General features: G+C 52.8%; 21 protein-coding genes. 8 read left to right on the forward strand and 13 right to left on the reverse strand.

Annotated features, from left to right (window positions below; genetic code table 11):
- Window positions 1-99: 99 nt before the first annotated feature.
- Entirely contained in the window at window positions 100-786 is a 687-nt protein-coding gene (locus EZJ44_RS01340) for a metal-dependent transcriptional regulator (RefSeq protein ID WP_131279358.1), read from the reverse strand.
- Between the two features lie 242 nt (window positions 787-1,028).
- Here EZJ44_RS01340 and serC point away from each other — a divergent pair, with 242 nt between their 5' ends.
- On the forward strand, window positions 1,029-2,129 hold the full coding sequence (gene serC / locus EZJ44_RS01345) for a phosphoserine transaminase (RefSeq protein ID WP_131279360.1): 1,101 nt from the start codon (window positions 1,029-1,031) through the stop codon (window positions 2,127-2,129).
- A 205-nt stretch (window positions 2,130-2,334) separates the two neighbouring features.
- Here serC and EZJ44_RS01350 read toward each other — a convergent pair whose 3' ends face one another.
- The 4 genes from EZJ44_RS01350 to EZJ44_RS01365 form a co-directional block, all read right to left on the reverse strand.
- Entirely contained in the window at window positions 2,335-3,828 is a 1,494-nt protein-coding gene (locus tag EZJ44_RS01350) for an NCS2 family permease (RefSeq protein WP_131279362.1), read from the reverse strand.
- Window positions 3,829-3,958: 130 nt separating this feature from the next.
- Window positions 3,959-5,233: a mannose-6-phosphate isomerase, class I gene (gene manA / locus EZJ44_RS01355; RefSeq protein WP_131279364.1), complete on the reverse strand. Its 1,275-nt coding sequence runs from the start codon at window positions 5,231-5,233 to the stop codon at window positions 3,959-3,961.
- A gap of 51 nt (window positions 5,234-5,284) precedes the next feature.
- Window positions 5,285-6,076 (reverse strand): DUF3027 domain-containing protein, encoded by a 792-nt coding sequence (locus EZJ44_RS01360; protein ID WP_131279366.1) that lies wholly within the window; start codon window positions 6,074-6,076, stop codon window positions 5,285-5,287.
- Window positions 6,069-6,443 carry a cold-shock protein gene (locus EZJ44_RS01365; protein ID WP_165496064.1) on the reverse strand — a complete coding sequence of 125 codons (375 nt, stop codon included), beginning with the start codon at window positions 6,441-6,443 and terminating at the stop codon, window positions 6,069-6,071. Before EZJ44_RS01365 ends, EZJ44_RS01360 begins: the two co-directional genes overlap by 8 nt.
- Window positions 6,444-6,697: 254 nt before the next feature.
- Here EZJ44_RS01365 and EZJ44_RS08950 point away from each other — a divergent pair, with 254 nt between their 5' ends.
- The 5 genes from EZJ44_RS08950 (at window position 6,698) to EZJ44_RS01390 (ending at window position 12,819) form a co-directional block, all read left to right on the forward strand.
- Window positions 6,698-8,668 (forward strand): TPM domain-containing protein, encoded by a 1,971-nt coding sequence (locus EZJ44_RS08950; RefSeq protein WP_131279370.1) that lies wholly within the window; start codon window positions 6,698-6,700, stop codon window positions 8,666-8,668.
- Between the two features lie 119 nt (window positions 8,669-8,787).
- On the forward strand, window positions 8,788-9,543 hold the full coding sequence (locus EZJ44_RS01375) for a PspA/IM30 family protein (RefSeq protein WP_131279372.1): 756 nt from the start codon (window positions 8,788-8,790) through the stop codon (window positions 9,541-9,543).
- A gap of 82 nt (window positions 9,544-9,625) precedes the next feature.
- Entirely contained in the window at window positions 9,626-10,435 is an 810-nt protein-coding gene (locus tag EZJ44_RS09005) for an NYN domain-containing protein (RefSeq protein ID WP_191088394.1), read from the forward strand.
- A 122-nt stretch (window positions 10,436-10,557) separates the two neighbouring features.
- Window positions 10,558-11,298, forward strand: a complete 741-nt coding sequence (locus tag EZJ44_RS01385) for a response regulator transcription factor (RefSeq protein ID WP_131279374.1) — start codon at window positions 10,558-10,560, stop codon at window positions 11,296-11,298.
- Window positions 11,299-11,346: 48 nt separating this feature from the next.
- Entirely contained in the window at window positions 11,347-12,819 is a 1,473-nt protein-coding gene (locus EZJ44_RS01390; RefSeq protein ID WP_131279375.1) for a sensor histidine kinase, read from the forward strand.
- A 62-nt stretch (window positions 12,820-12,881) separates the two neighbouring features.
- Here the strand turns inward: EZJ44_RS01390 and EZJ44_RS01395 are convergent, their stop codons facing one another.
- From EZJ44_RS01395 to EZJ44_RS01415, 5 genes are all read right to left on the reverse strand, one after another.
- On the reverse strand, window positions 12,882-13,595 hold the full coding sequence (locus EZJ44_RS01395; protein WP_131279377.1) for a lysophospholipid acyltransferase family protein: 714 nt from the start codon (window positions 13,593-13,595) through the stop codon (window positions 12,882-12,884).
- The gene (locus tag EZJ44_RS01400) at window positions 13,592-14,407 is read right to left on the reverse strand and encodes an SDR family NAD(P)-dependent oxidoreductase (protein WP_131279379.1); all 816 of its coding nucleotides are present in this window, start codon (window positions 14,405-14,407) and stop codon (window positions 13,592-13,594) included. The genes EZJ44_RS01395 and EZJ44_RS01400 overlap by 4 nt, the downstream gene beginning before the upstream one ends.
- A 136-nt stretch (window positions 14,408-14,543) precedes the next feature.
- Window positions 14,544-16,169, reverse strand: coding sequence for a chaperonin GroEL (gene groL / locus EZJ44_RS01405; protein ID WP_131279381.1), 1,626 nt, complete (start codon window positions 16,167-16,169; stop codon window positions 14,544-14,546).
- A 263-nt stretch (window positions 16,170-16,432) separates the two neighbouring features.
- The gene (locus EZJ44_RS01410; protein WP_131279383.1) at window positions 16,433-17,104 is read right to left on the reverse strand and encodes a LytR C-terminal domain-containing protein; all 672 of its coding nucleotides are present in this window, start codon (window positions 17,102-17,104) and stop codon (window positions 16,433-16,435) included.
- The gene (locus EZJ44_RS01415) at window positions 17,097-17,456 is read right to left on the reverse strand and encodes a DUF3263 domain-containing protein (protein WP_131279385.1); all 360 of its coding nucleotides are present in this window, start codon (window positions 17,454-17,456) and stop codon (window positions 17,097-17,099) included. Before EZJ44_RS01415 ends, EZJ44_RS01410 begins: the two co-directional genes overlap by 8 nt.
- Before the next feature lie 59 nt (window positions 17,457-17,515).
- Here EZJ44_RS01415 and EZJ44_RS01420 point away from each other — a divergent pair, with 59 nt between their 5' ends.
- Window positions 17,516-18,190: a uracil-DNA glycosylase gene (locus EZJ44_RS01420; protein WP_131279387.1), complete on the forward strand. Its 675-nt coding sequence runs from the start codon at window positions 17,516-17,518 to the stop codon at window positions 18,188-18,190.
- A gap of 85 nt (window positions 18,191-18,275) precedes the next feature.
- Here EZJ44_RS01420 and EZJ44_RS01425 read toward each other — a convergent pair whose 3' ends face one another.
- Both EZJ44_RS01425 and EZJ44_RS01430 read right to left on the reverse strand, forming a co-directional pair.
- Window positions 18,276-19,715 carry an alanine/glycine:cation symporter family protein gene (locus tag EZJ44_RS01425; RefSeq protein ID WP_131279389.1) on the reverse strand — a complete coding sequence of 480 codons (1,440 nt, stop codon included), beginning with the start codon at window positions 19,713-19,715 and terminating at the stop codon, window positions 18,276-18,278.
- 232 nt (window positions 19,716-19,947) lie between these two features.
- Window positions 19,948-22,392 carry a YhgE/Pip domain-containing protein gene (locus EZJ44_RS01430; protein ID WP_165496065.1) on the reverse strand — a complete coding sequence of 815 codons (2,445 nt, stop codon included), beginning with the start codon at window positions 22,390-22,392 and terminating at the stop codon, window positions 19,948-19,950.
- A 746-nt stretch (window positions 22,393-23,138) separates the two neighbouring features.
- Between EZJ44_RS01430 and EZJ44_RS01435 the strand changes: the two genes are divergently transcribed.
- Complete coding sequence (locus EZJ44_RS01435) at window positions 23,139-24,593, forward strand: dicarboxylate/amino acid:cation symporter (protein WP_131279393.1); 1,455 nt, start codon at window positions 23,139-23,141, stop codon at window positions 24,591-24,593.
- Window positions 24,594-24,604: 11 nt separating this feature from the next.
- Here the strand turns inward: EZJ44_RS01435 and EZJ44_RS01440 are convergent, their stop codons facing one another.
- Window positions 24,605-25,606: an alpha/beta hydrolase fold domain-containing protein gene (locus EZJ44_RS01440; RefSeq protein WP_131279395.1), complete on the reverse strand. Its 1,002-nt coding sequence runs from the start codon at window positions 25,604-25,606 to the stop codon at window positions 24,605-24,607.
- Window positions 25,607-25,655 lie beyond the last annotated feature (49 nt).

The raw sequence follows: 25,655 nt of genomic DNA on the forward strand, positions 1-25,655 counted from the left end.
ACGCTAAGCACCCGCAGGTGTCGCGAATAGCACGCGCCACATCGCACCCTTACCACGCGGTACGACATACTCAGCACCGCACCGCAGTAACAGGCTCAACTACGCCACAAATATTGACTGCGCAGCAAAAGACGAGAGCTCAAGCTCAAACGCGCCACTACGCACCAAAACATGACCGCCAACCGAAGTCCGAACATCAACCTCGGCACCTGGAACGACCCCCGCATCAATAAGCGCAGCAAGTTCATCAAAATCTGCTTGCACGTTTTCCGCAATCCGCTCCACAGTCACAGTGAGATGCTCGCCGTCACCCACTACCAATTCCGACAATCGGCGCAAACCTTTATTCGTCACTGAATTTCGCACCGGATCGAAAGCAGAGCTCGTGGGAATCGGATTACCAAAAGGATCTGTTTGTGGGTTAGTGAGCATTTCTTCGATACGATTCGCGACGTCGTCCGATACCACATGCTCCCAACGGCATGCTTCGTCGTGAACCTGTGCCCACGGGTGCATGATTACGTCACGCAACAAGCGCTCAACAAGACGGTGACGACGCATCACCTTAGCCGCGCGTCGCAGCCCTTCCTCGGTGAACCGTACGCGACGATCCACACCAACTTCCACAAGACCATCGCGCTCCATGCGCGCAACCGTCTCTGAAACCGTAGGCCCGGACTGCCCCAAACGCTCAACGATACGCGCACGCAGCGCCGGAATGCCCTCTTCTTCCAGTTCATAGACCGTTTTGAGGTACATCTCCGTGGTGTCGATAAGTTCGCTCACGTACCGCTCCTTGTTACCCCTGGGTGTGCTGGCGACTTCGTCGCTTAGCTACCTTGCACTAATACACTCCTACGGCCACGCAACGCCCAGAAATTCTAAAATTGAACGTCTCCATTCTAATCCAGATTCCGCCAATATTTCCTATTGAGATACCAGCAGAAATTCCCGTTTCATCGCCAAGGTTTCTTTCCACAGTTCGGGCGCCGCAGATTTACGCGCTGCTTTAGTGCCATGATGAAAACATGCTTGAGATTTCCCAACAGTTTCTTCCCAACGACGGTCGTTTCGGTTCCGGTCCTTCAAAGGTTCGCCTCTCCCAGGTAGAGGGGCTGTGTGCCGCTCCACTTGGCACTTCCCATCGGCAACAACCTGTCAAAACAATTGTTGGCGAGATTCGGCGTGCATTGTGCGAACTCTTCGAACTTCCGGACGGATACGAGGTAATCCTTGGCAACGGCGGCGCAAGCGCACTGTGGGATGCCATTCCTTTTAATCTCGTCCACTCCCATGCACAAGCTGCCGTGATCGGCGAATTTTCTGGCAAGGCTGCCCGCGCAGTTGAACGCGCCCCTTGGATCGCTGTTACTGAAAGGGTTGAAACGGAACCAGGAGACGTCGTCGTCAATCAAGAAAAAGCTGGGATCGATACCTACCTCTACGCACACAACGAAACGTCCACCGGCGCGACGAGTCCGCTGCGGCGTTATGGGGCAAGCGATCAAGCGCTAACTATCGTTGATGGAACCTCAATCGCGGGAGGTATCGAGATTGACCCACGCGCAGCGGATTTCTACTATTTCTCGCCGCAAAAGTGTTTTGGGGCCGACGGCGGGCTGTGGTTTGCGTTCGCGTCTCCAGCCGCAATTGAGCGCATTGAGCGTCTATGCAGCGAGCGATGGGTGCCCGACTTCCTCAACCTGAGCATGGCACTAGCTAATTCACGAAAAGATCAAACGCTCAATACACCAGCGATTTCAACGCTTGCACTGATGCAAAATCAGCTGGCTTGGATGCTTGAGCAGGGCGGACTTGCCGCGATGGCGAAACGCTGCAAGGATTCCTCAGGCTATTTATATCAGTGGGCCGAGAAGCACCCGCTCACGACTCCTTATATAAAGGAAGAAAAATATCGATCGCCAGTGGTGGTAACAATCGATTTTGCTGAGTCTGTGGACACCAAGGCCATTTCCCGCACACTGCGCGATCACGGCATCGTCGATATTGATCCATATCGCTCGTTGGGGCGTAACCAATTGCGAATCGCCACATTCCCCTCAATCGAAAAATCGGACATTGAGGGATTAGTAGGCTGTTTGGAGCTGGCTATCGAAGAAAGCGCCTAAAAACTCTGCCCTAACTTAGCCAATTTTTGAGGTATCGCGCGTATATGGCTCGATGAGCAAACCAGCGCCTAAGTTAAGGCAAGCGCTCATCTAACTCGGGGCTTGTGTCCAGAGAAAATAAAGGGTGGCAGTTCGATTTCGAACTGCCACCCCGTGCTGTAGGCCAAGGGGATGAAGCCCACAGCATTACCCAATTAAGCCTGATTTATGCAATGCCTAGCCAATGCTGAATTGGCCCCATCACGAAGTAGAGCACAAACAGCACTCCAACTACGTACATGAGCGGATGTACCTTGCGTGCACGGCCAGTCACTGCCTCCATAATGATGTAGGCAATGAAGCCGACGCCGATTCCCACGGTGATCGAGTAGCCGAACGGCATGAACACGATCGTCAAGAATGCAGGAATCGCAATTCCAAGATCCTTCCATTCAATGTCAGCTACTTGCTGCATCATCAAGACGCCTACTGCAACCAAAGCAGGGGCGGCAGCTTCACTTGGCACCAGCGAAACTAGCGGTGCAAGCAGCGTGGAAAGAATAAACAGCACGCCAGTAACCACAGAAGCAAAACCTGTGCGAGCGCCGTCGGCAACGCCCGAGGTCGATTCTACGAATGAGGTGTTCGAAGAAACGCCACCCATACCACCAGCTACAGCAGCAATGGAGTCGATGAGCAGGATCGAGCGCGTGCGTGGTGGGTTACCATCAGCATCAAGCAGGTGTGCTTCCGAACCTACAGCAACCATCGTGCCCATGGTGTCGAAGAAGTCGGCAAGCATAACCGTGAACGCGAGCACTACTACAGCGATAACACCGAGCTTTTGGAAAGGTCCGGTAATCGAGAACTGTCCAAGCGTTGAGAACTCAGGGATCTGCACGAGTGAACCGCCAAATGTTGGCACCGATCCGCCCCAGCCACCTGGGTTAGCAACTTTGCCGTCTGCGCCCATCATTGGCCCGAGATGTGCAACACCTTCAACCACGAACGCGAGAATTGTGGAAACCAAGATTCCCACCAAAATTGCACCAGGAATGCGGCGCACCATCAAAATAAACGTGATGAACAGACCAAGGATGAAGACGACGAGCGGCCAGGTATCGATCGAACCAAAGTTACCGAAGTTCAACAAAGTTGGTCCGGTTTTATTGCCCTTGACGAGACCAGCATTCGAGAAACCGATCAAAGCAATGAACATGCCGATGCCAACCGAGATCGCCACTCGCAAGAACTTTGGAATAGCGCGGAAAATTGCTTCACGCAAACCAGTGAGCACGAGCAGGATAATCACGAGACCTTCGATCACGATAATTCCCATGCCGTCTGCCCAGGTCATACCAGGAAGTTGCACCAAGGAGAATGCCACAACCGAGTTCAAGCCGAGGCCAGCGGCCAGTGCCATCGGGAAATTGGCAACCGCGCCCATGAGCAACGTCATCAGACCCGCAACCAGCGCTGTAGCAGCTGCAATTGCAGGAACGTTCGCCTGCGTACCACCACCGAGGAATCCGCCTGTGGAATCCGGACCGGAAAGGATAATTGGATTCAAAACGAGGATATAAACCATCGAAAGGAAGGTGACGAATCCACCTCGAACCTCGCTCCGAACTGACGATTTACGTGCGGAAATGTTGAAGTATGAGTCTAGCCAAGAACCGTTATTCTGCTTTGCGGGAGCAGCCCCTTGAGTCTTATTCACTCATTTATTCTCACGGCAAAACCCACAATCCCAAAAGCAATCCCAAAATGCGGGCTAATATAGTTCAGATAGCGATACTATCAGCAAAGCTGCGTTGTGTGCCACACGCAACCATATTCGTTGTCTGAGCCTAGGGCACGTCCGCCATAATTAGCCTGCCGTCGCCACGCACAGAAACACGACCGTCGTCGGCACCAATAAACACAGCTTGACCAGCACAAAGATCACAGCTTCCCGACGGCGTCCACAACGTAACCTCGCCGTCCAGACACAACATGATCCGTGGACCCACGCCGTGAAGTTGGTTCATCCCCTGCTCAGTGCGGGTTTCAATCACCGAAAGTTCAAAATCATCCACCGGCGCATAGAACGTGGACTGCACCGCATTCACGCGCTCCGGCGCAATGCGAATCGGCGGCGCTGCTACTGTATCCATCACATTAAGCAGCTCAGACGTATCGATATGTTTCGACGTCAAACCGGCACGTAGTACATTGTCCGAATTCGCCATCACTTCCACTCCGAAACCAGACAAATATGCATGTACGGTGCCAACTGGAATAAACAGGGCTTCACCAGGATGCAGATTAACCGGATTGAGTAGGAGGGATGCCACCACACCGGGATCCTCGGGATAGCTACGCGCGAGTCGCGCCACGATCGCATCTGCACGAGCCGACGGCGATTCTTCTGGACGACGACGCGCGCAAGCTGCCACAACATCAGCCACATCAGCAGGGCTGGGGCGAGTTTCTTCCCCTAACAGATACGAAAATGCCTGCCGCACACCCACAGAATTGGGATTATCCGAGATAAGTTTGAACAAATGCCGCGTAACCGGCGTACCCAGACCACTCAAAACACCCATGATGCGTCGCGGTGCACGAAAACCTACTAATGCCTCAAAATCCGTGAGCGCATAGACGAGTTCCGGTTTATGACGCCGATCGCGATAACTCCTATTGGGAGCAAAGCGCTCAATTCCAGCAGCATTTTCCCTGTCAAAGCCCGCAATTGCCTGCACCCGCGAAGGATGAACTTGCAAGGATAGCGGCTGCGCGGGCGCAATCAATTTCAGCAGAAACGGAAGGCGCTCTCCGAGCTGTCGCACGACGTCGTCGCCCAAATACTCCTGTGGATCACTAGCGATGTATTCGTTGAGGAACAGTTCCGACGTATGTTTCTGCGCAGCTTGTAGCGGCGCGGTGCCCTCACGAACGCGCATCTCGTCAACGACGACGCCGGGTGCGCCCGTATCGCGCGTAATCAGCGCGGGCGCGCCAACATGCGCACCCCACCACAGCTCAGCAATCGGTTTGCCAGCAGGTTCATATCCGAAAAACTCTGGAATGACCCGCGTTGATCCCCACGAGTAATCACGGATTCGCCCTTGTAACCGCTCCACTAATCCATCCGTTCAACTGCGCATATACCGGTTCAACCGACAAAGAAATCTCTATTGGTCAGTTTTTACTTCAATATCAAGCTCGTCAATAACGGGTTTTGGCTGATCCCACAACGACTGCGCCTTCTTCGTGTCAGTTTCGGAGTGTGCGCCGCATCCATGATCGAGCGACACTACACGCCCATCAAAAGGCGACCACTCGTTGGCGCAAACGCCGAAAAGTTGGCGAGCTGATCCGTCCATCTTCATAAAGAAACCGCACGAGGCACATTGCGCCTGTGCATCGCGAGTTCCCTGGTTGCGAGGTCCAGAATCAGAGCGATACCAGCGGCGGAATGCTGCGGCACGTCCGGCGTCAGACAAAACGCGAGCACGACCCAGTCCCACCTCCCACTGCACCGCCGCATCAGCATCGACGCCTGTTTCCTCGTAGCCCTGCATGAGATCGAAATCGTAGGCCTGCAAACGCGCGTCGTCCGGCTTGTACGGAAGCCGATCTGACGGCCCAATATCGGCAGGTGAGAGCCTATCTGCCCAAGGAATCCACTCCGGAGCTAAGAGTGCATCTTCGCCCGGACGAAGCGAAACTTCGCTGATCGTAATATCGTTTTTCCGAGGAGCACGCGAGAGCGTTACCGTCCAAAACCAGCCACGATACCCAGGCATGAGGCACACGAATGCGTGGGTAACAACCCGCTCACCTTCTTGCACAAGACCAGCGTGATCGCCGATGTGTTTTTCTTGTGTAATGTCGAAAAGAGCTTCCCGAGCTGCATCAATTGCCTGGGCGAGAATCTTTTCTTTTGTGAGCTTCTGGCGTGGATAGATACGGTTCTCAGACATCGAAATCCTCTGCTAAAGCACGCAAGGCCTGTGCAATACGTGGGCCTCCATCGGGGTAGCGTCCACGGTGCAATTGAGTCGAAGCGTGATCGAGAATTTTGATGAGATCCTCAATGAGCGGCACGATCTCTTCAGGCGAACGGCGATTCTTTTCGGCCAAAGACTCTTCTTTACGAATCACTGATACCTGCAATGCTGCAGCTCCACGGCGCGTTTCGCCGATTCCATACTCAACACGCATCCCTGGACGCAAACGCGTTCCCAAAGGAACTGAGGTTCCCGGGAGGTAAACTTCGTTTCCGTCGTCGCCCGTAATGAAACCAAAGCCCTTATTCTCGTCAAAGAACTTCACTTTTCCAGTAGGCACAGCAATTCTCCATTTTCTTGCAGTTAGACTGCTCATTCAATACATATCATTCACGTTTGGTCTGAACTACTCCCATTATGACACCTTTCGGTGCTAGACCCTAGCTATCAGACCAGTCTCACTAATGTACAGCATCTATGCAAAAAAGATAAGCCGGAAAGGCGAGGCGCACGCCGCAACGCCAAAATCGCTCTTAGCGTGAAGATTCAAGCATCGGCACGCATTTTTGGCGGCGGCGCTTGGTAGGATGAGAAATGAGTCAAACGCTCGATTTACTGCCCTATCAAGGATGTGACTTTTTGAAGCTATCACAGAAAATCACCGCCGTCGCTGGTCTGTGTTGTGCATTCCTCGCGATTCCCAACGCGGCTTATGCCGATGACCCATTGGCATTGGACTCGAATTTTCAAGACCTTGCTCAGGTGGCGAATAACGACGCCGATATTCTGAGCACGCTGAATAAAGTTCCTGGTAAAGACTTGTGGATTGTGGTTGTCAAGGACTTTTCAGGGATGGATGCTCAAGAGTGGGCTCATCAGACCTTCATAAAGTCCAAGCTGCAAAAATATGACTCTCTCATTGCTATTTCCGTGGGATCGTCTGAACTGGGAGCTTATTCGGGTGGAGCTGGGCTCACCAAAGCGCAGTTGAAAGAAGCAACTACTAAGTCTGTGCTTGCCAATTTCCACGAGGGCAAATGGGATGAAGGCCTGCAAGAGCTAGCAGATAATGGACTCACCTTGGCGAGTGGAAAATCGCTTGGAAATGGTGGCGTCTTAGGAACCGGAGCTTTGATAGGTGGCGCTCTCGTTGTGGGCGGAGGCATCTATGCCGTTTCACGGAGAAAGCGGAAGCAAACTGCCGCAGCTCAAGCTGAAGACCTCGCTAAACTCTCCCAGCGAGCGTCGGCTGAGCTGCTCAAAACGGACGACGACGTTCGGTCCGCAGCGGCCGAACTTGAGTTTGCTCGTGCCGAGTTTGGTACCGAAGCCACCAAAGACTTCGAGAGCGTATTGGTGCAGGCACAAGCTGCTATGCAGCGCGCATTTGCGATTCGTACCACCCTTGACGACCCAGATCCCGAAACTCCTGCCGAACAGTATGCAATGAATACGGAAATCTTGCAGCTGGTTGAGCAGGCACGAGCAAACCTTGATAGCCAAAAGCAGAGTTTTTCACAATTGCGTAATTTAGCAGCGCGAGTGGAAGAGAAATTGGCAGAGATCAACACCCGCGCCCAAGAAATTTCGGAACAACTCCCGCTGGTCAGAACCAAGCTCGATAATCTCGCTTTGAATTACAGTGCTTCCTTATTAACGGCGATGCGCACTTATCCCGAACAGATTACTACGCTCCTCGAGAGCGTATCTGAAACTGCGCAGCAAGCTCAGAGTCAGATCGCTGCAGGTAAGAAGAACTCCGCAGTTCCATACGTGCAACTTGCCGAAGCCACGGTGAATCAAGCGGCTGCGATGATAAAGCGGATTGACGATGCGCCTGCACTTCTTGGGCAAGCTCAAGAGCGTTTCCAGGCAAATATTAAGTCCTTGAGCTCCGATGTTTCGGATGCGGATCGGCTTGGCGGCGGCGATGCGCGTATTACTGCTGCCAAAGCAAAAGCTCAAGCGGTTTTAGCGAAGGCTCAAAGCGGTGGAAATCTCGACCTCCTTGCACTTAACGAAGAACTCCAAAGTGCTGAAGCAGAAATTGACCTTGCGCTCATGGAAGTGCGCGAAGCAGAGGAAAACCACAATCGATTAGCTGCTCACGTGGCTACGGTACGTGCACAAGCACAGGCTTCAATTGATGCAGCTGAGGACTTCATCAATATGTATCGAGCCGGAGTCGATCACACCGCACGCACCCATCTCGCTCGTGCAAAAGAGATCATGATTCAAAGCCAGAACAACAGCGAGCCTTTCGAGCAACAGCTTGCCGAACTTGAACAAGCGCGTGATCTGGCAACTCGCGCTTTGCAAGTGGCGCAAAACAGCGTGGAGTCTTTCAATGGCGGCGGATTTGGACCAGACGGATTTGGCGGCGGACGCTCGATGGGCGGCGGAAATTTCCTTGCTGGCATGATTCTCGGTTCAATTCTCAACGGACACTCCAATAATGGCGGAGGGTTCGGTTCAGGCGGATTTGGTGGAGGAAACATCGACTTCGGAGGAGGGGGAGATTTCGATTTCGGAGGAGACGGCGGCGGTTTCCGCGAGGGCTTCTAATATCTGAATTACCCAATGACGGCGAGTCAAGCTAGGAGCATATTTGACCTGCCCGTGCACATACAAGCAATTAATATAAACATTAGGTACTCAAACGTACGCAGAGAAAGGTACATTCCATGGCGGAAAAACAATCGATCTTAGGGCGAATTAGCCAACTCGCAAAGGCAAATATCAATGCACTGCTTGATCGCGCCGAGGATCCACAAAAGATGCTAGACCAGATGGTTCGCGATTACACCAACTCCATCTCCGAAGCTGAAGATGCCGTGGCGGTAACTGTCGGAAACCTCCGTCTTGCACAAGCGGATTACAACGAAGACATCGAGTCCGCACGTGAGTGGGGGCAGAAGGCAGCTGCTGCAGTTGCTAAAGCAAAAGAAATGACCGCTGCCGGTAACACGGAAGGCGCAGTAAAATTCAATAATTTGGCGAAGGTTGCTCTTGAGCGTCAGATTCAGGCTGAGCAAGAAGCTCGTACCGCAGAGCCAATCATCGCTTCCCAAGAAGAGGTTGTTGCCAAGCTCAAAGACGGCTTGAACATGATGCGTTCGAAGCTTGACCAACTGAAGTCAAAGCGCGACCAGCTTGTTGCTCGCAAGAAGTCGGTTGACGCTCAGAATCAAGTGCACGATGCACTCGGATCAATCAACGTTCTCGATCCAACATCTGAACTTGGCCGCTTTGAGGATAAGATTCGCCGCGAAGAAGCCCTTGCTGCTGGCCGAGCTGAGGTATCGGCGTCTTCCCTCGAGGATCAATTCGCTGAGCTTGAAGATTTCTCGAATAGTGCTGAGATTGAAGCGCGTCTTGCCGCACTGCAATCAGGCAATGATGCTCCACAAATCGAAGGAAAAGAATTTACTAAGTACTAAACTTGAACAATTCTTGACCTCTTGGGGGCGTGCAGATGAGATCGGCACGCCCCCAAGCCAATTTAGCACTACACTAGTAGATATGAATCCAATTTATTTTCTTATTGATGGTGAAAATATTGATGCCACACTCGGCGTAAATATCCTTAAGCATTTTCCACGAGCCGATGAGCGCCCTCGCTGGGATCGCGTGCTTAAATTTCATCCGTGGGCTGGCCGAAACTGTCCAGCATTAGCTCAATGCCCCGCATTTGACGGATCTGACAACGAATCACAAGAATCTGATTCCCAGCAAAGCACCACCGAACGCTCCTGCTCCGGGGAAGGAACCTCGGCACAGGCTTCGGCTACTCGCCCAGTTCCACACCCAGGTACTTTCACTGCAACAAATGCTGGCGAACAGGCACATCACACCACTTCAACCGACGTAAATTCTGCCGATGCAGTTAATAACAGTGAAGAACAAACTGCCAAGACAAACGGCCTTTTCTTCCTCAATGCTTCACAGCGCACGGCCATGACCTTCGTACAAGCACTGCTTGCCATCGGCTGGAATCCAGTCCTACTCACCTCGGAAAATCCAGAGTTGAAGATTGTTGATATGGGAATCCAGCGCACTCTTGACGCCATTGCGCAAGATCGCCCTGGTGCCGACGTCGTACTTGCTTCGCACGACGTGGACTACCTGCCCCAAATCGAAAGACTCCTCGATCGTGGCCACCGCGTAGCAATTATCTGTTTCCGCGAATACTTGGCAACGTCACTTGCTGAACTCGAAGATCGCGGCCTAGAGATTATCGACCTTGAATATGACGTTCAAGCATTCAATGTTCCACTTTCGCGAGTTTCGCCAATCGAAATTGACGAATTTGATCCCTATCAATTCATCTAAATCGACATCGGGGTTAGGTGTGCCCGCCAAAACTAGCGGGCGCGCCCAACTCCACACCACACTCCCACACTTTTCCTTGAAACTCCCAGCGAACTTTCAGAAATGAAAGGGATACTACTACTATGACGGGAAATAAAGAACCTGAGGCACGTATCCTCGTTGTTGACGACGAACGCAATATCCGCGAGCTACTCTCGGTTTCCTTGCGCTTTGCAGGGTTTGCGGTGGAAGTTGCCCAAGACGGGCACGAAGCGCTAACGATTGAGTCCACTTTCGGAGCTGACCTCGTTGTTCTCGACATCATGTTGCCTGACATGGATGGCTTTGAAGTACTGCGCCGCCTACGCGAGCGCGAGCCCGATTTGCCCGTCTTATTCCTCACCGCAAAAGACGACGTACAAGACAAAATTCAAGGCCTCACAGTTGGCGGAGACGACTACATCACGAAACCTTTCTCCCTTGAAGAAGTCGTGGCTCGCATTCGCGCCGTCTTGCGCCGCACTCACCCAACGGATACTGGCGAGTCAATAATCCGCTACCTCGATCTTGAGCTCAATGAAGATTCCTACGAAGTTCGTAGAGCAGGGCATGATATCGAGCTATCGCCAACGGAATTCAAACTGCTGCGCTACTTGATGATTAACAAAGAGCGCGTCGTTTCAAAAATTCAGATCCTCGACCACGTGTGGGAATACGATTGGCAAGGCGAAGTTTCCATTGTGGAATCTTACATCTCCTACCTGCGCCGAAAGATTGATTCGGCAGAATCACTGGGCATTACAGATCCCGCTGAAGCCGAAAAACTCGTGCCACTTATCCACACGAAACGCGGAATTGGCTACGTGCTACGCGGCGGCAAATAACCGCTTATCCGCAACAAACCCGCAAAAACACAGAAGTAGTACCCGAACGTGCGCACCGAACAGAAACTCAGATTCTACAAGACGCTCTCTTGGCGTCTCGTTATCATATCTGTTGCGCTCATCAGCGCCGTCTTGGCAGCAGTGCTATTTCTCGTGGCAATGACGTTACGTGCTTACCTTATCGACGAAGTAGACAAATCCCTCGCGTCATCGGGCAAGCTTATTGCGAGTCAAACTGTTGAACAGCTCGTCAGCGGCTCACAAACACAAGTCCTTCCCTCGAACTTCTACATATACGTCAACCTCGATGGCTCAAGCCCTGTGGAAGTTATACACTCCCAAGTTCGCGATGATTCAGGCATTCCCGAACATCCAGAACAACTTGCAGCAAAAGCTAGCAATCAACCACGTACCGTGCACGGAACTCGCCACGATATTGAATGGCGCACGATAACTGTTGAATTGCGCTCGCAACTCACTTCGCAATCGGCGGGCACCGTCGTCATCGCGCATCCTCTTACCTCAGTGCACATGGCAGTGGACAACCTCATTCACATGATGACGTTGGTATCACTTGCCATTATTTTGCTCGGCGCACTACTTTCTTATCTGCTTGTGCAGCGCTCGCTGCGCCACCTACGCACAATTGAGCAGGCAACACACGCTGTTGCCGCTGGCGACCTCTCGACCCGTGTGCCGGATGCCTCCGAAGGAACCGAGATTGGCTTGCTGGGTGAATCGGTCAATGACATGCTCGGCAAAATCGAGCGCGCATTCAAGATCCAGCAAAAATCTGAACAAAATATGCGCCGTTTCGTTTCCGATGCCTCACATGAGCTGCGCACGCCGCTTGCCACGGTGCGTGGATATGCCGAGCTCTACCGGCTTGGCGGCGTACCGGAAGATGAAGTGGGCCGCGCTTTCGAACGAGTTGAATCTGAAGCAAGTCGCATGGGCGATCTGGTGGAAGACCTCCTCCAGCTAGCACGCCTTGACGAAGGCCGACCACTCAACCTCACAAAAGTCGAGCTTGCAAGTATTGCCGAAAATGCCATTAGTGATTTCCACGCCAGAGCTCCCGAGCGAAACGCGAGCGTCATTGGACTAGACGGAACCGACGTCGAACCAGTGGTGGTGCTCGCCGATCAGAACCGCATTATCCAAGTGATCGCCAATCTGCTGAGCAATGCGCTCACTCATACCCCTGACGGTACAGCTGTTGAAGTGGCAGTGGGGATTTCCAAAGATACCTCACACGCCATTATCGAAGTCCGTGATCATGGCGACGGCATTGACGAGGAAAATCGTGAGCGCATCTTCGAGCGTTTCTTCCGAATCGACGATTCTCGCTGCCGCGATTCGGGTGGTTCAGGGCTTGGCCTCGCCATTGTTTCTGCGATCACCCAAGCTCACGGCGGTACTGCCAGCGTACACGAAACACCTGGTGGTGGGCTTACTGTGCAAATTTGCCTTCCAAATGTGGACGACGACGCAACGGCTCGCGCTCGTCTCGACGGCTAGTTAGCTACGTCCTACGCTCTGTTTCGACAGCTAGTCAATCACGCCTTGTTTCGACGGCTAATCTAGCGAGTCATATCAGGATAAGCAGTACGTTGCTCGAGCATCGCTTCGATATAACAGCGCACCCGCCCAATGAAATCCTCAGCGCTTTCCTCTGGCTTCGCCTTCATCGGTTTGCCGATGTAGAGAGCGACATCCGGATGCCCCAAATGCGGAAGCACATTGCCCACTGGCATGGCTTCGTGACCGCCTTCGAGCGCAAGCGGCACAATTGGAACGTCCGTTTTTATTGCAAGCGCCGCAGCACCCGGCTTGAACTCGCCCAATTGCCCATCACGCGCGCGTGTTCCTTCGGGAAAAATCAGAATAGGGATGCCATCGCGCAACAAACGACCAGTCATTCCAGCAGCAGCGCCGGTGTGCGGCCCTGAAACTTTTCCTTTACGTTCAATCGGGTAAGTATTGAAAAATACCGAGGTGAGCTTAGAGATCATCCGACGGCGATAGAAGTAGTCGGCCGCCGCACCCGTCGCCAAGTTCTCGGTCATGTGTTTTGGCAACAAAGAAAAGACCATCGGCGCATCGAGATGCGAAGAATGATTTCCGACCACAATGTAGGCACCCGTAAGGCCATCGACATTGTCAAAGCCCTCCACGTGCGGCTTCACAAAAGCTTTCACCACTGGGCGGGTCACGGTTTTGCGCACAAAATTGCGCATCTTCCGCTTGCTGTCGTCATGATAATCGTCGAGCGGATGAAGATTATTTTCAGTCATCGACGACCCTTGTTCAGCTTTTTCACCGCTTTACGAACTGCTGCCTGCGGAGCGTGTTTGGCGAGAAACGAGATAACTTTGAATCGTTTCGACGGCGTGGCAGTCGTTTTTCCCGCCACCGCAGCGTCGAGTGCTTCTGCCACGACGGCATCGGCCTCCATCCACACCCAATTCGGCAGAGACTTGTTCGACACTCCCGTACGCTGGTGAAACTCAGTGTGTACCCAACCAGGCATGAATGTGACAACCTGTACACCACTGCCTTGTAGTTCTACCGAAAGCGAATCAGACCAAGTCTTGACCAGTGCTTTTATTGCGGAATATGCACCCATCGGCACCAATGCAGATACCGACACCGTGGTGAGAATGAGTCCGCTGCCGCGCTCTCTCATTACTGCTGCGGCGGCACCCCCGAGCTCCATTGGCGCCAGACCCATCACCTGCGCACCGCGCAAAATATCGGAATAATCAGTGCTTGCCAGCTTAGAATACAAACCTGATCCGGCATTGTTAATGAGGATATTAACTGGATCTGCATCTGCGATGAGTCGTTCTTTCACGTTTGCTACGCCCTGTGCGTTTGCGAGATCAGCAACTAAGGTTTGCACACCAATACCGAATCTCTCGGTAAGTTCTTGGGCTGTGCGCTCAAGCCGCTCGACATCTCGTGCTACGAGCACGAGATCAACGCCCTTGCTCGCCAGCGCTTTTGCAAAGGCCAATCCCATCCCCGATGTTCCACCAGTGACGAGTGCGCGACCCGTCAAAAGCTGTTCGTTTGCACCGTTATTATGTGAAAGATTCGTATGCACATATCTAACTTAGAACATTTCTGCGCATAACACGAAGATTTCAGCTTGTGATTTTTCGACGGAACTCAGATATGCCTTGGTACGACGAGGGCCGGCTGTTGTGCAGCCGGCCCTCGTCTATGAAGAAATCTCGGAATTAGTACATTCCGCCCATGTCTTCGCCTGCATGACCAGCAGCTGGGGCTGGTGGCTCAGGCTTATCTGCCACGATGGCCTCGGTGGTAAGGAAGAGACCAGCAATCGAAGCAGCATTCTGGAGAGCCGAACGGGTCACCTTCACTGGGTCATTAACACCAGCAGCGAGGAGATCTTCGTATTCGCCGGTTGCTGCATTCAGACCTTGACCAACCGGCAAGGAGCGAACCTTCTCAGCCACGACTCCACCCTCAAGACCAGCATTAATAGCGATCTGCTTGAGCGGTGCCGAAACTGCAACATGTACAATGTTTGCGCCGGTAGCTTCGTCACCCTCGAGGTTGAGACCTGCGAGCGCTTCGTCAGCTGCCTGAATCAGAGCAACGCCACCACCAGCAACGATACCTTCTTCAACTGCAGCCTTTGCATTGCGAACAGCGTCCTCAATGCGGTGCTTGCGCTCCTTGAGCTCAACTTCAGTTGCTGCACCAGACTTGATAACAGCAACACCGCCAGCAAGCTTTGCCAAGCGCTCTTGCAACTTCTCACGATCGTAGTCCGATGTGGACTTCTCGATCTGCGACTTGATCGTTGCCACGCGAGCAGCAATGTCCTCAGCAGCGCCAGCACCTTCAACGATGGTGGTCGAATCCTTGGTGAGCACAACCTTGCGAGCCTGACCGAGCAAGTCGATATCGGCAGTCTCGAGCTTGAGGCCAACAGTCTCGGAAATAACCTGTCCACCAGTGAGGATAGCCATATCCTGCAAGGTTTCCTTGCGACGATCGCCGAAGCCAGGAGCCTTCACAGCAGCCGACTTGAAGGTGCCACGAATCTTGTTCACAACTAGAGTTGCGAGTGCTTCACCCTCGACATCCTCAGCAATAATCACGAGTGGCTTGCCAGTCTGCATAACCTTCTCGAGAATTGGCAGCATATCCTTGACGTTCGAAATCTTCGACTCAACCAAGAGCACGTAAGCATCTTCCAGCACAGCTTCCTGACGCTCTGGATCGGTCACGAAGTATGGCGAGAGGTAGCCCTTGTCGAAGGACATACCTTCGGTGAGCTCAAGTTCAGTGCCGAAAGTGTTGGACTCTTCAACGGTCACAACGCCTTCCTTGCCAACCTTGTCAAGAGCCTCGGCGATGAGTTCACCAATTTCACGATCGCCAGCTGAAATAGCAGCAGTAGCAGCGATTTCGTCCTTGGTTTCGATTTCCTTAGCATTCTTGAGCAGCTGCTTAACAACTGCGTCAACTGCGATATCGATACCCTTGCGAAGCGCGATTGGGTTCGCACCTGCTACAACGTTACGCAGGCCTTCCTTAACAAGTGCCTGTGCGAGAACCGTAGCGGTGGTGGTGCCGTCGCCAGCGACGTCGTCCGTCTTCTTGGCAACTTCCTTAACGAGCTCAGCGCCAATCTTCTCGAATGGCTCTTCAAGATCGATCTCTTTTGCGATGGAAACGCCGTCGTTGGTGATAGTTGGGGCGCCCCACTTCTTTTCGAGCACAACGTTGCGGCCTTTAGGCCCGAGCGTAACCTTCACGGTGTTGGCGAGGGTGTCGAGTCCACGCTCCATGCCACGACGGGCTTCTTCGTCGAATGCAATAATCTTTGCCATTGGTAGTTTATTCCTCCCAATAATGGGTTTTAGTTCAGCCAATGCCCGCGACGGACGATCCGCACGCCAGCGTTCATTTCCCGTTGGCTTGCGCACCTCATCGGCTGTGAAACTGTCACTCTCGATAAACGAGTGCTAATACGATTCTGGCACTCTCACTCATCGAGTGCAAGACGGATGTACCGCGAAGTGGATATGTTCACCACAGGCAAATTCCGCACACAAACTTCGCCCGCAACCAAGAGTCAAAGATTTTGGCAGCTTTATCGCAGAACGACGACGATCTGGTTCGGTGCTTTCACAGCTTCGGGCGCCTTTAGCACCTGCGAAATTCCGAGCTTAGCAGCCACGTCCTTCGCAGTAACCTCAAGAGAATCATCCGCAAAATAAACTGTGGCTGTGCGTGGCGTCGACTTCGTGTAATTATCCGCAGCTACCGAGGAATATCCGCCGTCGGTAAGAATTTTCGCTTGGGAAGCTGCGTACCCCTTAGTTCCCTTGCCGTTGAGCACCTGAATCTTGGCAGCCATATTAGGTTGCGGCGTTGCAGGAGCTGCAGGCGTCACTGGAGCAGCCTGCTGAGCTGGTGGGTTAGCCGAATTGCCGCTATTCGCTGCAGCGCCCGAATCAGACGATGTCGCAGAGTCTTTTTGTGCATCCGTTCCAGATTTATCAGAATTCGATGCTCTGTCTTTACTCGCATCAGATGTAGAGCTATCACTCGTTGACGCACTACTCGACGTACTCTCCGAGCTGCTAGAACGGGTAGAAGCGTAGAGCTGACCCGCGCCAATACCAACAAGCGGCGCGAATACCAATACGGCGATCAGCGCAATCCACCAGCCACGATTCTTTCGCGGCACGCGGTGCGCACCGTGCGTCTCGCGTTCTTGAGCTAAACGGTCAAATTCATCTTCTGGATAATTTTCAGCCACGCTGTAAGTCTACTCCCTCAGTCAAGAAATCATCAGTACCGGTCTGCGTTTCGGGCACATCGGACGCTATTTCACTCACTTTTCGATCTGGAAGTTCACCACGCTCGGCCAGACGGCGATCACGCAAGCTGCGCAAACGGTCTACCAACACCGGATCAAGTTCCCAAAATTCTCGAGTGTCCAGCAGCTCAGAAAGCAACAGGTAATACCGCATCGGACTAATGCCAAGCACCACGTTGATCGCGTCTTCGCGCGTGCGTGCAATGGTCCACCAGCCCTTTTCGATACGTAACACGTCTCGATAAAGCTGCAGACCGGCGTCATCATCCTTTTCTTCTGCGTTCCCTTGCATATCTCTACCTTAACCTTTGCCTCTACACATCCGCACCACTAGCGCGTTACCCTTGTACCATGACCACACTTCCGCTCAATGAGTTAATGGCGCCCGATTGGGCTCAAGCAATGGCTTCGGTGGAACACAATATTCGCGCTATGGGAGATTTTCTGCGCACTGAGCTCCAAGCAGGACGCGGCTATCTTCCAGAGGGAGGGTCGGTATTTCGCGCTTTCACCTACCCTTTGCAGAATGTGAAAGTTCTCATCGTAGGTCAAGATCCTTATCCGACGCCAGGGCATCCGATGGGGTTGTCGTTTTCAGTTCACCCGCACGTACGTCCGCTACCACGGTCACTTTCCAATATCTACCGAGAGTTGCACGACGACGTCGGGGCGCCGATCCCGCAGCACGGCGACCTCAGTGCTTGGTGCGAAAACGGCGTCATGCTCCTCAACAGAGCACTGACGGTTGAACCGGGCAAACCGGCGTCGCACCGCGGAAAAGGTTGGGAAGCGATAACCGAACATGCGATAAAACAGCTTGTTGCGCGAAACGCTCCCCTCGTCGCAATTTTGTGGGGACGCCAAGCTCAGGAACTTAAACCGCTTCTGGGCAGTACGCCCACAATTGAATCTGTGCATCCATCGCCACTCTCAGCTTCGCGCGGATTTTTTGGATCTCGGCCGTTTTCGCGGGCGAATGACCTGCTCATTGCACAAGGCGCAGAACCGATCAACTGGGAACTATAGGGGCGTTTGAGAACACTTTAAGCGTGCGATTCTTCTGTGTGCTTTAAGCGTGCAGAAGGTTCATGTGCTCAAAGCGCGTAGAACGTCACGCCTGTAGAACGTCTTTGCGGTTCCACACACTCTCAGCTGGAAGCTGCGGAAGTCCATCACACTCCGAAGCCACGAACTGTGGCTCTGAGATCCCTGCCTTGCGCTGCTTCTCGTAGTCACGTAGCGCGGCAACGCCCCACTTCGAGAGCATAACGAGCGCAATAAGATTCGTGATGGTCATAACCGCCATTGCAATATCCACGGTTGCCCATACGATGTTGAGCGAAACAAGCGCGCCCAACACAATGGAAAATACCGATGCCACACGCACAATCCACGTGCCAATTTTCGAGCTAGTCACGAAGAACATATTCACTTCTGAATACACGTAGGCGCCAATAATTGAGGAAAATGCCAGCACAAAGATCATGATCGCCATCGGAATGATCGACCAATTTCCGAGTTCATGTGCCACGGCCAAGGTGGTGAGGTTGGCAGGGTTTACGCCCTCACCCATCCACACTTCTGGACCGGCGTCCAGAATAATAAAAGCGGTGGCAGTACACACCAGAATGGTGTCCACAAAAACGCCAAGCGATTGAATAAGACCTTGCGAAACCGGGTGAGCCACAGTTGCAGTAGCTGCAGCGTTAGGAGCAGTACCTTGACCCGCTTCGTTTGAGAAAAGCCCACGCTTCGTTCCATTAATGACGGCGGCGAGGATTCCTCCGCCAAGCCCGCCAACAAGAGGTTCAGGAGCAAAAGCAGAATTAATAATCGACCCGATAACATGCGGGAATTGCTTGATGTTGATCAGCACGATCGCAAAAGCCATGACGATGTACATCAACGCCATCACCGGTGCCATAATTTCAGTCACTCGGGCAACCGACCGAATACCACCGAAAATGATCGGCGCTCCCAACACGAACAAAATGACTGCCGTAACCGGTGCGCTTGTTTTAGCCGTGGCAGAAAGAGTTGAAGCAATGGCATTCGACTGCACAGACGTAATCACAACACCACAGGTAACCACAGTGATAATGGCAAAGACCGCGCCCATAATCTTGGAGTTCATGCCGTAACGCATATAGTAGGCTGGGCCACCACGAAAGGTGCCGTCACCGGCGTCGACCTTAAAAACCTGGGCAAGAACAGCTTCAAAGAACGCTGTAGCCATTCCTACCAGCGCAACCACCCACATCCAGAAGATCGCACCTGGGCCGCCCATGAGCAGAGCTGCCGCAACACCAAACACATTGCCGATGCCTACACGAGCTGCGAGCGAGATGGTAAATGCTTGGAATGAAGAAATTCCGTCCTTAGAGCCAGCACGAGAGCCGAGCACAACGTGCACCATGTGCCGAAAAAGTCGAAGTTGCACCGCACGAGTACGCCAAGTGAGGAACAAGCCCGTTCCAATGAGAATCCACATCGTTCCATAAACGGTGATGGCATTGGCTACTTGTTCAATTCCCTTAGCGATATCGTCCACAATTTCTCCCTTGCATGACATCGTGTATTACAACTTTTATTACAACAATGTTTGAAGCCTACCTTGCGCAAACATAATAATCCCAAACCGGTTCTTATTATGGGACGGATCCAATGATTCTCATATATTTTAAATGCCATATCAATGAAGAATAAGCAGAATAAAAGGAAGGCGGTAGAGGAATGAGCTCTACCGCCTTCCGGTTATGCACTAAGCGCACGTACTATATTGTTTATGCAGTTGCCGGTGAAGCGAGTGCCTTCCCTTTCAGGGAAAGTGCAAACGATCCACCCAAACCAATCAGCAAGAATACTGCTGCGCCGAGTGCCAATCCACCAATAGAGCCGCCGGAGAGAACAGCGCGGATCAGGTCGGATCCATTCTCTAATGGGGAAATTTTCCCGAGAGCCCGTAGCCACGGCGATGTGCCCTCGGTAATACCAATAACCAGCGTGAGAGCGAGCAAACCAATAGCGATTGCACGCCCAATATTGCCGAGCCAGCCTACCAGCGCATGCATGATGAACAGGAAGCTCGCTCCAAGCACTGCGCCAACGAGAATCAACGACACAACAGTTGCGCCACTGGCCTCCGCTGCGAATGCTCCAATACCGCCAAGCACTGCTCCCATCAGCACCGATACTGCACCGACCTTGGTGAGTCCAGCTGCCCAAGACTTGCTCGATGCAGCCCCCGCAACGGCGCGCCCTGCAAATGCCAAGAACGCGACTCCCCAGATAAGGCCAGCAATCAAAATGCCGATCATTGCAAAGGTTCCTGGTTGTACGATGTCCATCTTCATAACCGGAACAGCAGCGGCTTTAGACAACACTTCACGATCGCTCTTCGTGAACTTGGGCAAATCTCCTTGGCCTTTAACAAGCTCAGAGGTGAAAGTCTTTGTGCCTTGGTTCAACTGAACAGTGCCGTCGTTGATTTGCTTCAATCCGTCATTCAGTTCACCTGCACCGGAACGAGCTTCATCAATTCCAGCACTCAATTCACCAGCACCGGAGTTCAACTGCTTAGCTCCGGTCGCGAGTTCTCCAGCCCCCATCCTGACTTCCAGTGCACCAGAGTTGAGCTGGGAAACTCCCGCTACAAGCTGGCTTGCGCCACCCGCTAGTTGCGACGTGCCTTGAGCGAGCTCAGCAGCTCCGGAACTCACCTGCGACGTACCACCAGCAAGTTCATTCGCTCCTCCAGCCAGCGATTGCGCGCCTGCATCCACCTGCTGCACACCTGCGTCAAGCTGACCAGCACCGGTAGCAAGTTCGTTGGCATATCCCTGAACTTGCATTACACCCTGCTCAAGCTGCGTTGCTCCGGTATTCAATCCATCGTTGTTTGCAACAAGCTGGTTCAACCCCGCCTGCAGTTCATTCATACCGGTACTCATTGTTTGAATATCAGGTGCCGTGGCTCCAGCCAGCGCTTGCACGCCACCTATAAATGAGCCGGTGGCAATTTGCATTACCGCTTGGTCGCAACCTGCTGGACTTCCAAGTTGAGTACAAACCGCAGCGACTTGCTGATCAATCCCAGATGCTTGGAAACCTGCCACAAAATCGCTCATTGGCGGCGTAGCCGGATCTGCATTCGGATCTGCCAATACTTTCATAGTGGCAGAAAGCTGCGATAATCCGGCTGCGAGCTGATCAGCGCCCGGCTTTGCTTGTGCCACGCCCGCTGTATATTGAGCTACGCCGTCTTTTAGACTAGTGGCTCCCGCCTGAAGTTCTGGAATACCCGCAGCAAACTGTACTGCACCTGCTGCTAGTTCCGCAGATCCTGCCTTGAGTACAGTAGTTCCAGCTGCCAATTCACCAGCACCGCCTGCAACTTGCTGCGCCCCGGCGTCGAGACTAGATGCGCCCACAGCGAGATCATTTGCACCACTATTGAGCTGTGCTGCTCCTGCGCCAAGTTCATTCGCACCAGCAGATAATTCGCCGGTACCAGCGGAAAGCTGCCCAGCACCGTCGGAAAGCTGCTTCGCACCAAACGACAACTCGTTCGTGCCGGAGTAAAGCTCGTGACCGCCGTCGGCAAGTTGCCGCATGCCATCAACTAGCTCACCAGCGCCGCTACTGGCTTCAGACGTACCCGCTGCAAGCTCGGTGCTTCCCGACTCAATTTGGCGCGCGCCGTCTACGATCTGCACAAAGGAATTGCCAACTTGGTTGAATCCGTCCATCACGCCGTCCACATAACCGGTGGTGAGCGCTTGATTGACCGAATCAGTAGCAACGCTATTGACTATTTGCGCGATCAGACCATCGGCCAGCGTCGTGTTTTCGCTGACGTCGATCAGAAGCTTTGCATTGTTGACCTGGCTCGCTTTGTTGTTGGTAAACGAGCTGGCATTGGCGGTGAAATCTTTGGGGATTGTCACGGAAGCAGCATAAGTTCCGTCCTTTAGGCCTCGTTCAGCAGTAACAGCGTCTACCACTTCCCAAGCAATATTAGGATCGTCAATCATGCCCTTGGAAACTTCGTCGCCAAGTTTCATAGATTCGCCAGCTACCATTGCCGACTTATCGTTATTCACGATTGCGCCCTTCGGGGCTGACTTCGAGTTGGCGAGACCAAGAAATACTCCAAACACCATAAGTGGGAGCAAAACCATCGCAATGATGGTCCGCCAAGAAGCCGTCTTGATGTTACTCTCCGACATCAAATTACCTCTCATAGATATAGATACGCCTTTGCATCTTTTTCGAATATTTTGAGATATCTTCCTCTTCGTCGAGGAAGCGTGTGCGAGTGTGTTTGTACACGCATACATGCATGTACGTGAGCGATTTTCCGCGAAATTCTGCGAAAACTACTCTTGATAAAGTAGCGTAGCATTAATTTCTCGCAAATATCAGCGTTTTATGAAACTCATTTATATAGATACATTTTGTGAGTATTTTATTTTCGACGACGGTCGCGCCGCGGGCGTTATAAAACTGCGTTCTGGACGTCATCAAAACACGTTGTGATGTGTACAGGGAGACGACGATCACCTCTGTGCTCTTGAACTGTTAGGCACCGTTGTTTATGCTTCTTAAATCGGATATTACCGACTCAAGGAGATTCCATGTACCGCATCATTGCACCATACGCACCTGCTCACCGCCTTTCGTGCGGCTGTAGCTGCTGCGCGGCTGCGTGCAACGATCGCTGTTGTTGCATGGCATAACTTTTAGCGTTTGCAAGCACGTAGAGCCTTGCCCTAATTAATACGACGCAGTTGCACCATCGTTTTTCTGCTTGTGCAGCTCTATTATTTTCCGTTGCACAAGATCAGTCCACTATGCACCGGCTCGCCTTATTGTATCGTGCACGCCACAAGGTCTAGAAAAATTCTCGCCTTTCGACGAGACTGAAGGTAACGGCGTCGTCCCAAAAGATAACCCCATCAGAAAGGACAACCCTATGCAATCCGCAACCTCACCGCAAAACTCTAAAAAGAGGAAAATTCTTCCATCTTTCGGCACACAAATCCTGCTCAGCCTTATTATTGGCGGCCTACTTGGTTGGGTCGCTCTCCGAATGGGCGCTCCCGCACCCGACAAGCCCAATTGGCTCACGTTCACCCTCACTACCATCGGATCTTCTTTTATCACCCTACTGAAGGCAGTAGTTCCGGTACTCGTATTCACCGCAATCGTTGCGTCGATCGCTAATCTTCGCGGCGTTGCAAATGGCACACGGCTCGCCGTGAAAACTTTGCTCTGGTTTGCCATCACTGCGTTTATCGCCGTTTCGATCGGTATCGCGATTGGCTTGACCACCAATCCTGGCAAAAACGCCGCAATCTCTACCGCCACTAGCTCGAAACCTAGCCACACCGGCGATTGGCTCGATTTCCTCGTGGGGCTCATACCGTCGAATTTCCTTGGCATTCAAGCCAGTAGCACAGCAGACGCTGCGAACAATACGATCACAACATCGCTCAATTTCAACGTATTACAAATCATCGTCATTGCGCTGGTGGTGGGTGCAGCGGCACTTCGACAAGGTCAGAAAGCGGAAACTTTCCTCAGTTTCAACGCTTCGCTACTGTCAGTGGTTCAGCGAATTTTGTGGTGGATTATCCGACTTGCACCAATCGGCACAATCGGTTTGGTGGGTCGCGCAGTGGCCACCTACGGTTGGGCTTCAATCGCACAGCTCAGCGTGTTTGCGATATCGATCTATCTCGGGCTAGTGCTCGTACTATTCGTGGTTTACCCCATCATTCTTCGTACAAATGGACTGAGCATTCGGCAGTTCTTCCGCGGAGCCTGGCCCGCAATTCAACTGGCATTCGTCTCGCGTTCGTCAATCGGCACATTACCTGTTACTCAAGCCGTCACTGAAAAGAACCTTGGCGTGCCGTCGAGTTACGCCTCGTTTGCCGTACCCCTCGCCTCGACCACAAAAATGGACGGGTGCGCGTCGATTTATCCTGCTATTTCAGCAATTTTCGTGTCGCAGTTCTTCAATATGCCACTGCGCCCCGTCGATTATCTGCTGATTATTTTCGTTTCGGTGGTGGGTTCCGCCGCCACTGCAGGATTGACCGGCGCCACCGTAATGCTCACACTCATGCTCTCCACCTTGGGTTTACCCCTCGAAGGGGTAGGCCTGTTGCTAGCAATTGACCCTATTCTCGACATGGGTCGTACGGCTGTTAACGTTGCAGGTCAGATAGTTGTTGCATCGGTTGTAGCGAAACGCGAAGGCATTATCGACATGGATCAATACAATTCGGCAGTTGCGTCCGATTTATTTGATGATGACGACGTTGCCACAGCTTCTACAGCGGACGTTAGCGCTGCTCCTGTTCGTAAGGAACCGACGTCGGAACCATCGCTCTCGCCAGAAAGCGCATCGGCAACACGCTAAAGTACCGAGAACTATTCAGTGGCTGAATGAGGCTGCTCTTCGGCTTGCTGAACTGCTACGGAGTCGCCCACACTTTGCACAAAGCGCGCAGCTTGAGCGATGCTGTGGGCGGCTTCAGGCAACAATCTGATGTATTGCAAAAATGCGTGCAACACCCCTGGCGCCTCGTAATATTCAACCCGCGGCTGGTTCTCTTGAAGCCGGTCGAATAAAACCCGTGAATCATCACGAAGTGGATCAAATTCCGCACCGAGGATAAAACTGGGCGGAATTCCGAAACTAAGATCTAAATCAAGTACGTCATGATAGGGCGCCGCTTCCCCAGGGACGCGGTACGCAGCCTCATAAGCTGCGCAATCGGCGTCGTCCATACCATCCCAATAACCGCCCAAAGTCTGACGCGAGCGCGAATCGCGCAGACCGTAACCGCCGTAAAACAGCAGCAAACCGTGCAGAGAACGCAGTCTAAGCTGCCCAATTTCGCCTTGCGAATCGCGGATCCACAAAGCTGCACCCAAACTCAAGGTGGCACCCGCTGAGTCGCCCGCACACCACACTTGAGAAAAATGTTCCTGCGCCCAGCCCACACAGGCCAAAAATTCCACCAAGGCCTGCGGATATTTCGCCTCGGGCGAGAGCGTGTAATCAACGGCGAGAACGGCGGCGCGCGTGGCTACCGCAAGTTCCCTGCACAGGCGGTCGTGAGTGTTCAGATCACCAACGATCCAACCACCGCCGTGCGCATACACCACCACACGCTGCGAAATTATTGCTTCCGGTTCATAGAGTCGCACGTTCACCGAGCCATATGGAGTAGCTACACAAAATTCTCGGCAGATGGCGACCTCGGGGCCGCCGTAGTTCCAGTACTCGCGTTTTTTCGCATATCCGTACCGGATTTCAGCCAAGGTCGCGCGCGCGAGATTAAGGCTAGTGCGAATTTCCTCTTGTTTTTCCCATACAGCCTGCTGGTTTGCGCTCCAGAATTCGGGTACGTGAATCTTTTTCGTCATGAACGTTGCCTTGTGGAATTGGTGTCTGTTGCCATGTGCTGTTGTGGAT

The sequence above is a fragment of the Arcanobacterium bovis genome (genome assembly GCF_004331995.1).
GTDB classification, from domain to species: domain Bacteria; phylum Actinomycetota; class Actinomycetes; order Actinomycetales; family Actinomycetaceae; genus Arcanobacterium_A; species Arcanobacterium_A bovis.

Excerpts from the sequence above, each read along its gene's own strand:
- EZJ44_RS01375 (WP_131279372.1), top strand. The coding sequence starts at position 8,788 with ATGGCGGAAAAACAATCGATCTTAGGGCGAATTAGCCAACTCGCAAAG.
- EZJ44_RS01395 (WP_131279377.1), bottom strand. The coding sequence starts at position 13,595 with ATGACTGAAAATAATCTTCATCCGCTCGACGATTATCATGACGACAGC.
- EZJ44_RS01435 (WP_131279393.1), top strand. The coding sequence starts at position 23,139 with ATGCAATCCGCAACCTCACCGCAAAACTCTAAAAAGAGGAAAATTCTT.
- serC (WP_131279360.1), top strand. The coding sequence starts at position 1,029 with ATGCTTGAGATTTCCCAACAGTTTCTTCCCAACGACGGTCGTTTCGGT.
- groL (WP_131279381.1), bottom strand. The coding sequence starts at position 16,169 with ATGGCAAAGATTATTGCATTCGACGAAGAAGCCCGTCGTGGCATGGAG.
- EZJ44_RS01440 (WP_131279395.1), bottom strand. The coding sequence starts at position 25,606 with ATGACGAAAAAGATTCACGTACCCGAATTCTGGAGCGCAAACCAGCAG.
- EZJ44_RS01385 (WP_131279374.1), top strand. The coding sequence starts at position 10,558 with ATGACGGGAAATAAAGAACCTGAGGCACGTATCCTCGTTGTTGACGAC.
- EZJ44_RS09005 (WP_191088394.1), top strand. The coding sequence starts at position 9,626 with ATGAATCCAATTTATTTTCTTATTGATGGTGAAAATATTGATGCCACA.
- EZJ44_RS01420 (WP_131279387.1), top strand. The coding sequence starts at position 17,516 with ATGACCACACTTCCGCTCAATGAGTTAATGGCGCCCGATTGGGCTCAA.
- EZJ44_RS01415 (WP_131279385.1), bottom strand. The coding sequence starts at position 17,456 with ATGCAAGGGAACGCAGAAGAAAAGGATGATGACGCCGGTCTGCAGCTT.
- EZJ44_RS01430 (WP_165496065.1), bottom strand. The coding sequence starts at position 22,392 with ATGTCGGAGAGTAACATCAAGACGGCTTCTTGGCGGACCATCATTGCG.
- EZJ44_RS01360 (WP_131279366.1), bottom strand. The coding sequence starts at position 6,076 with ATGTCTGAGAACCGTATCTATCCACGCCAGAAGCTCACAAAAGAAAAG.
- EZJ44_RS08950 (WP_131279370.1), top strand. The coding sequence starts at position 6,698 with ATGAGTCAAACGCTCGATTTACTGCCCTATCAAGGATGTGACTTTTTG.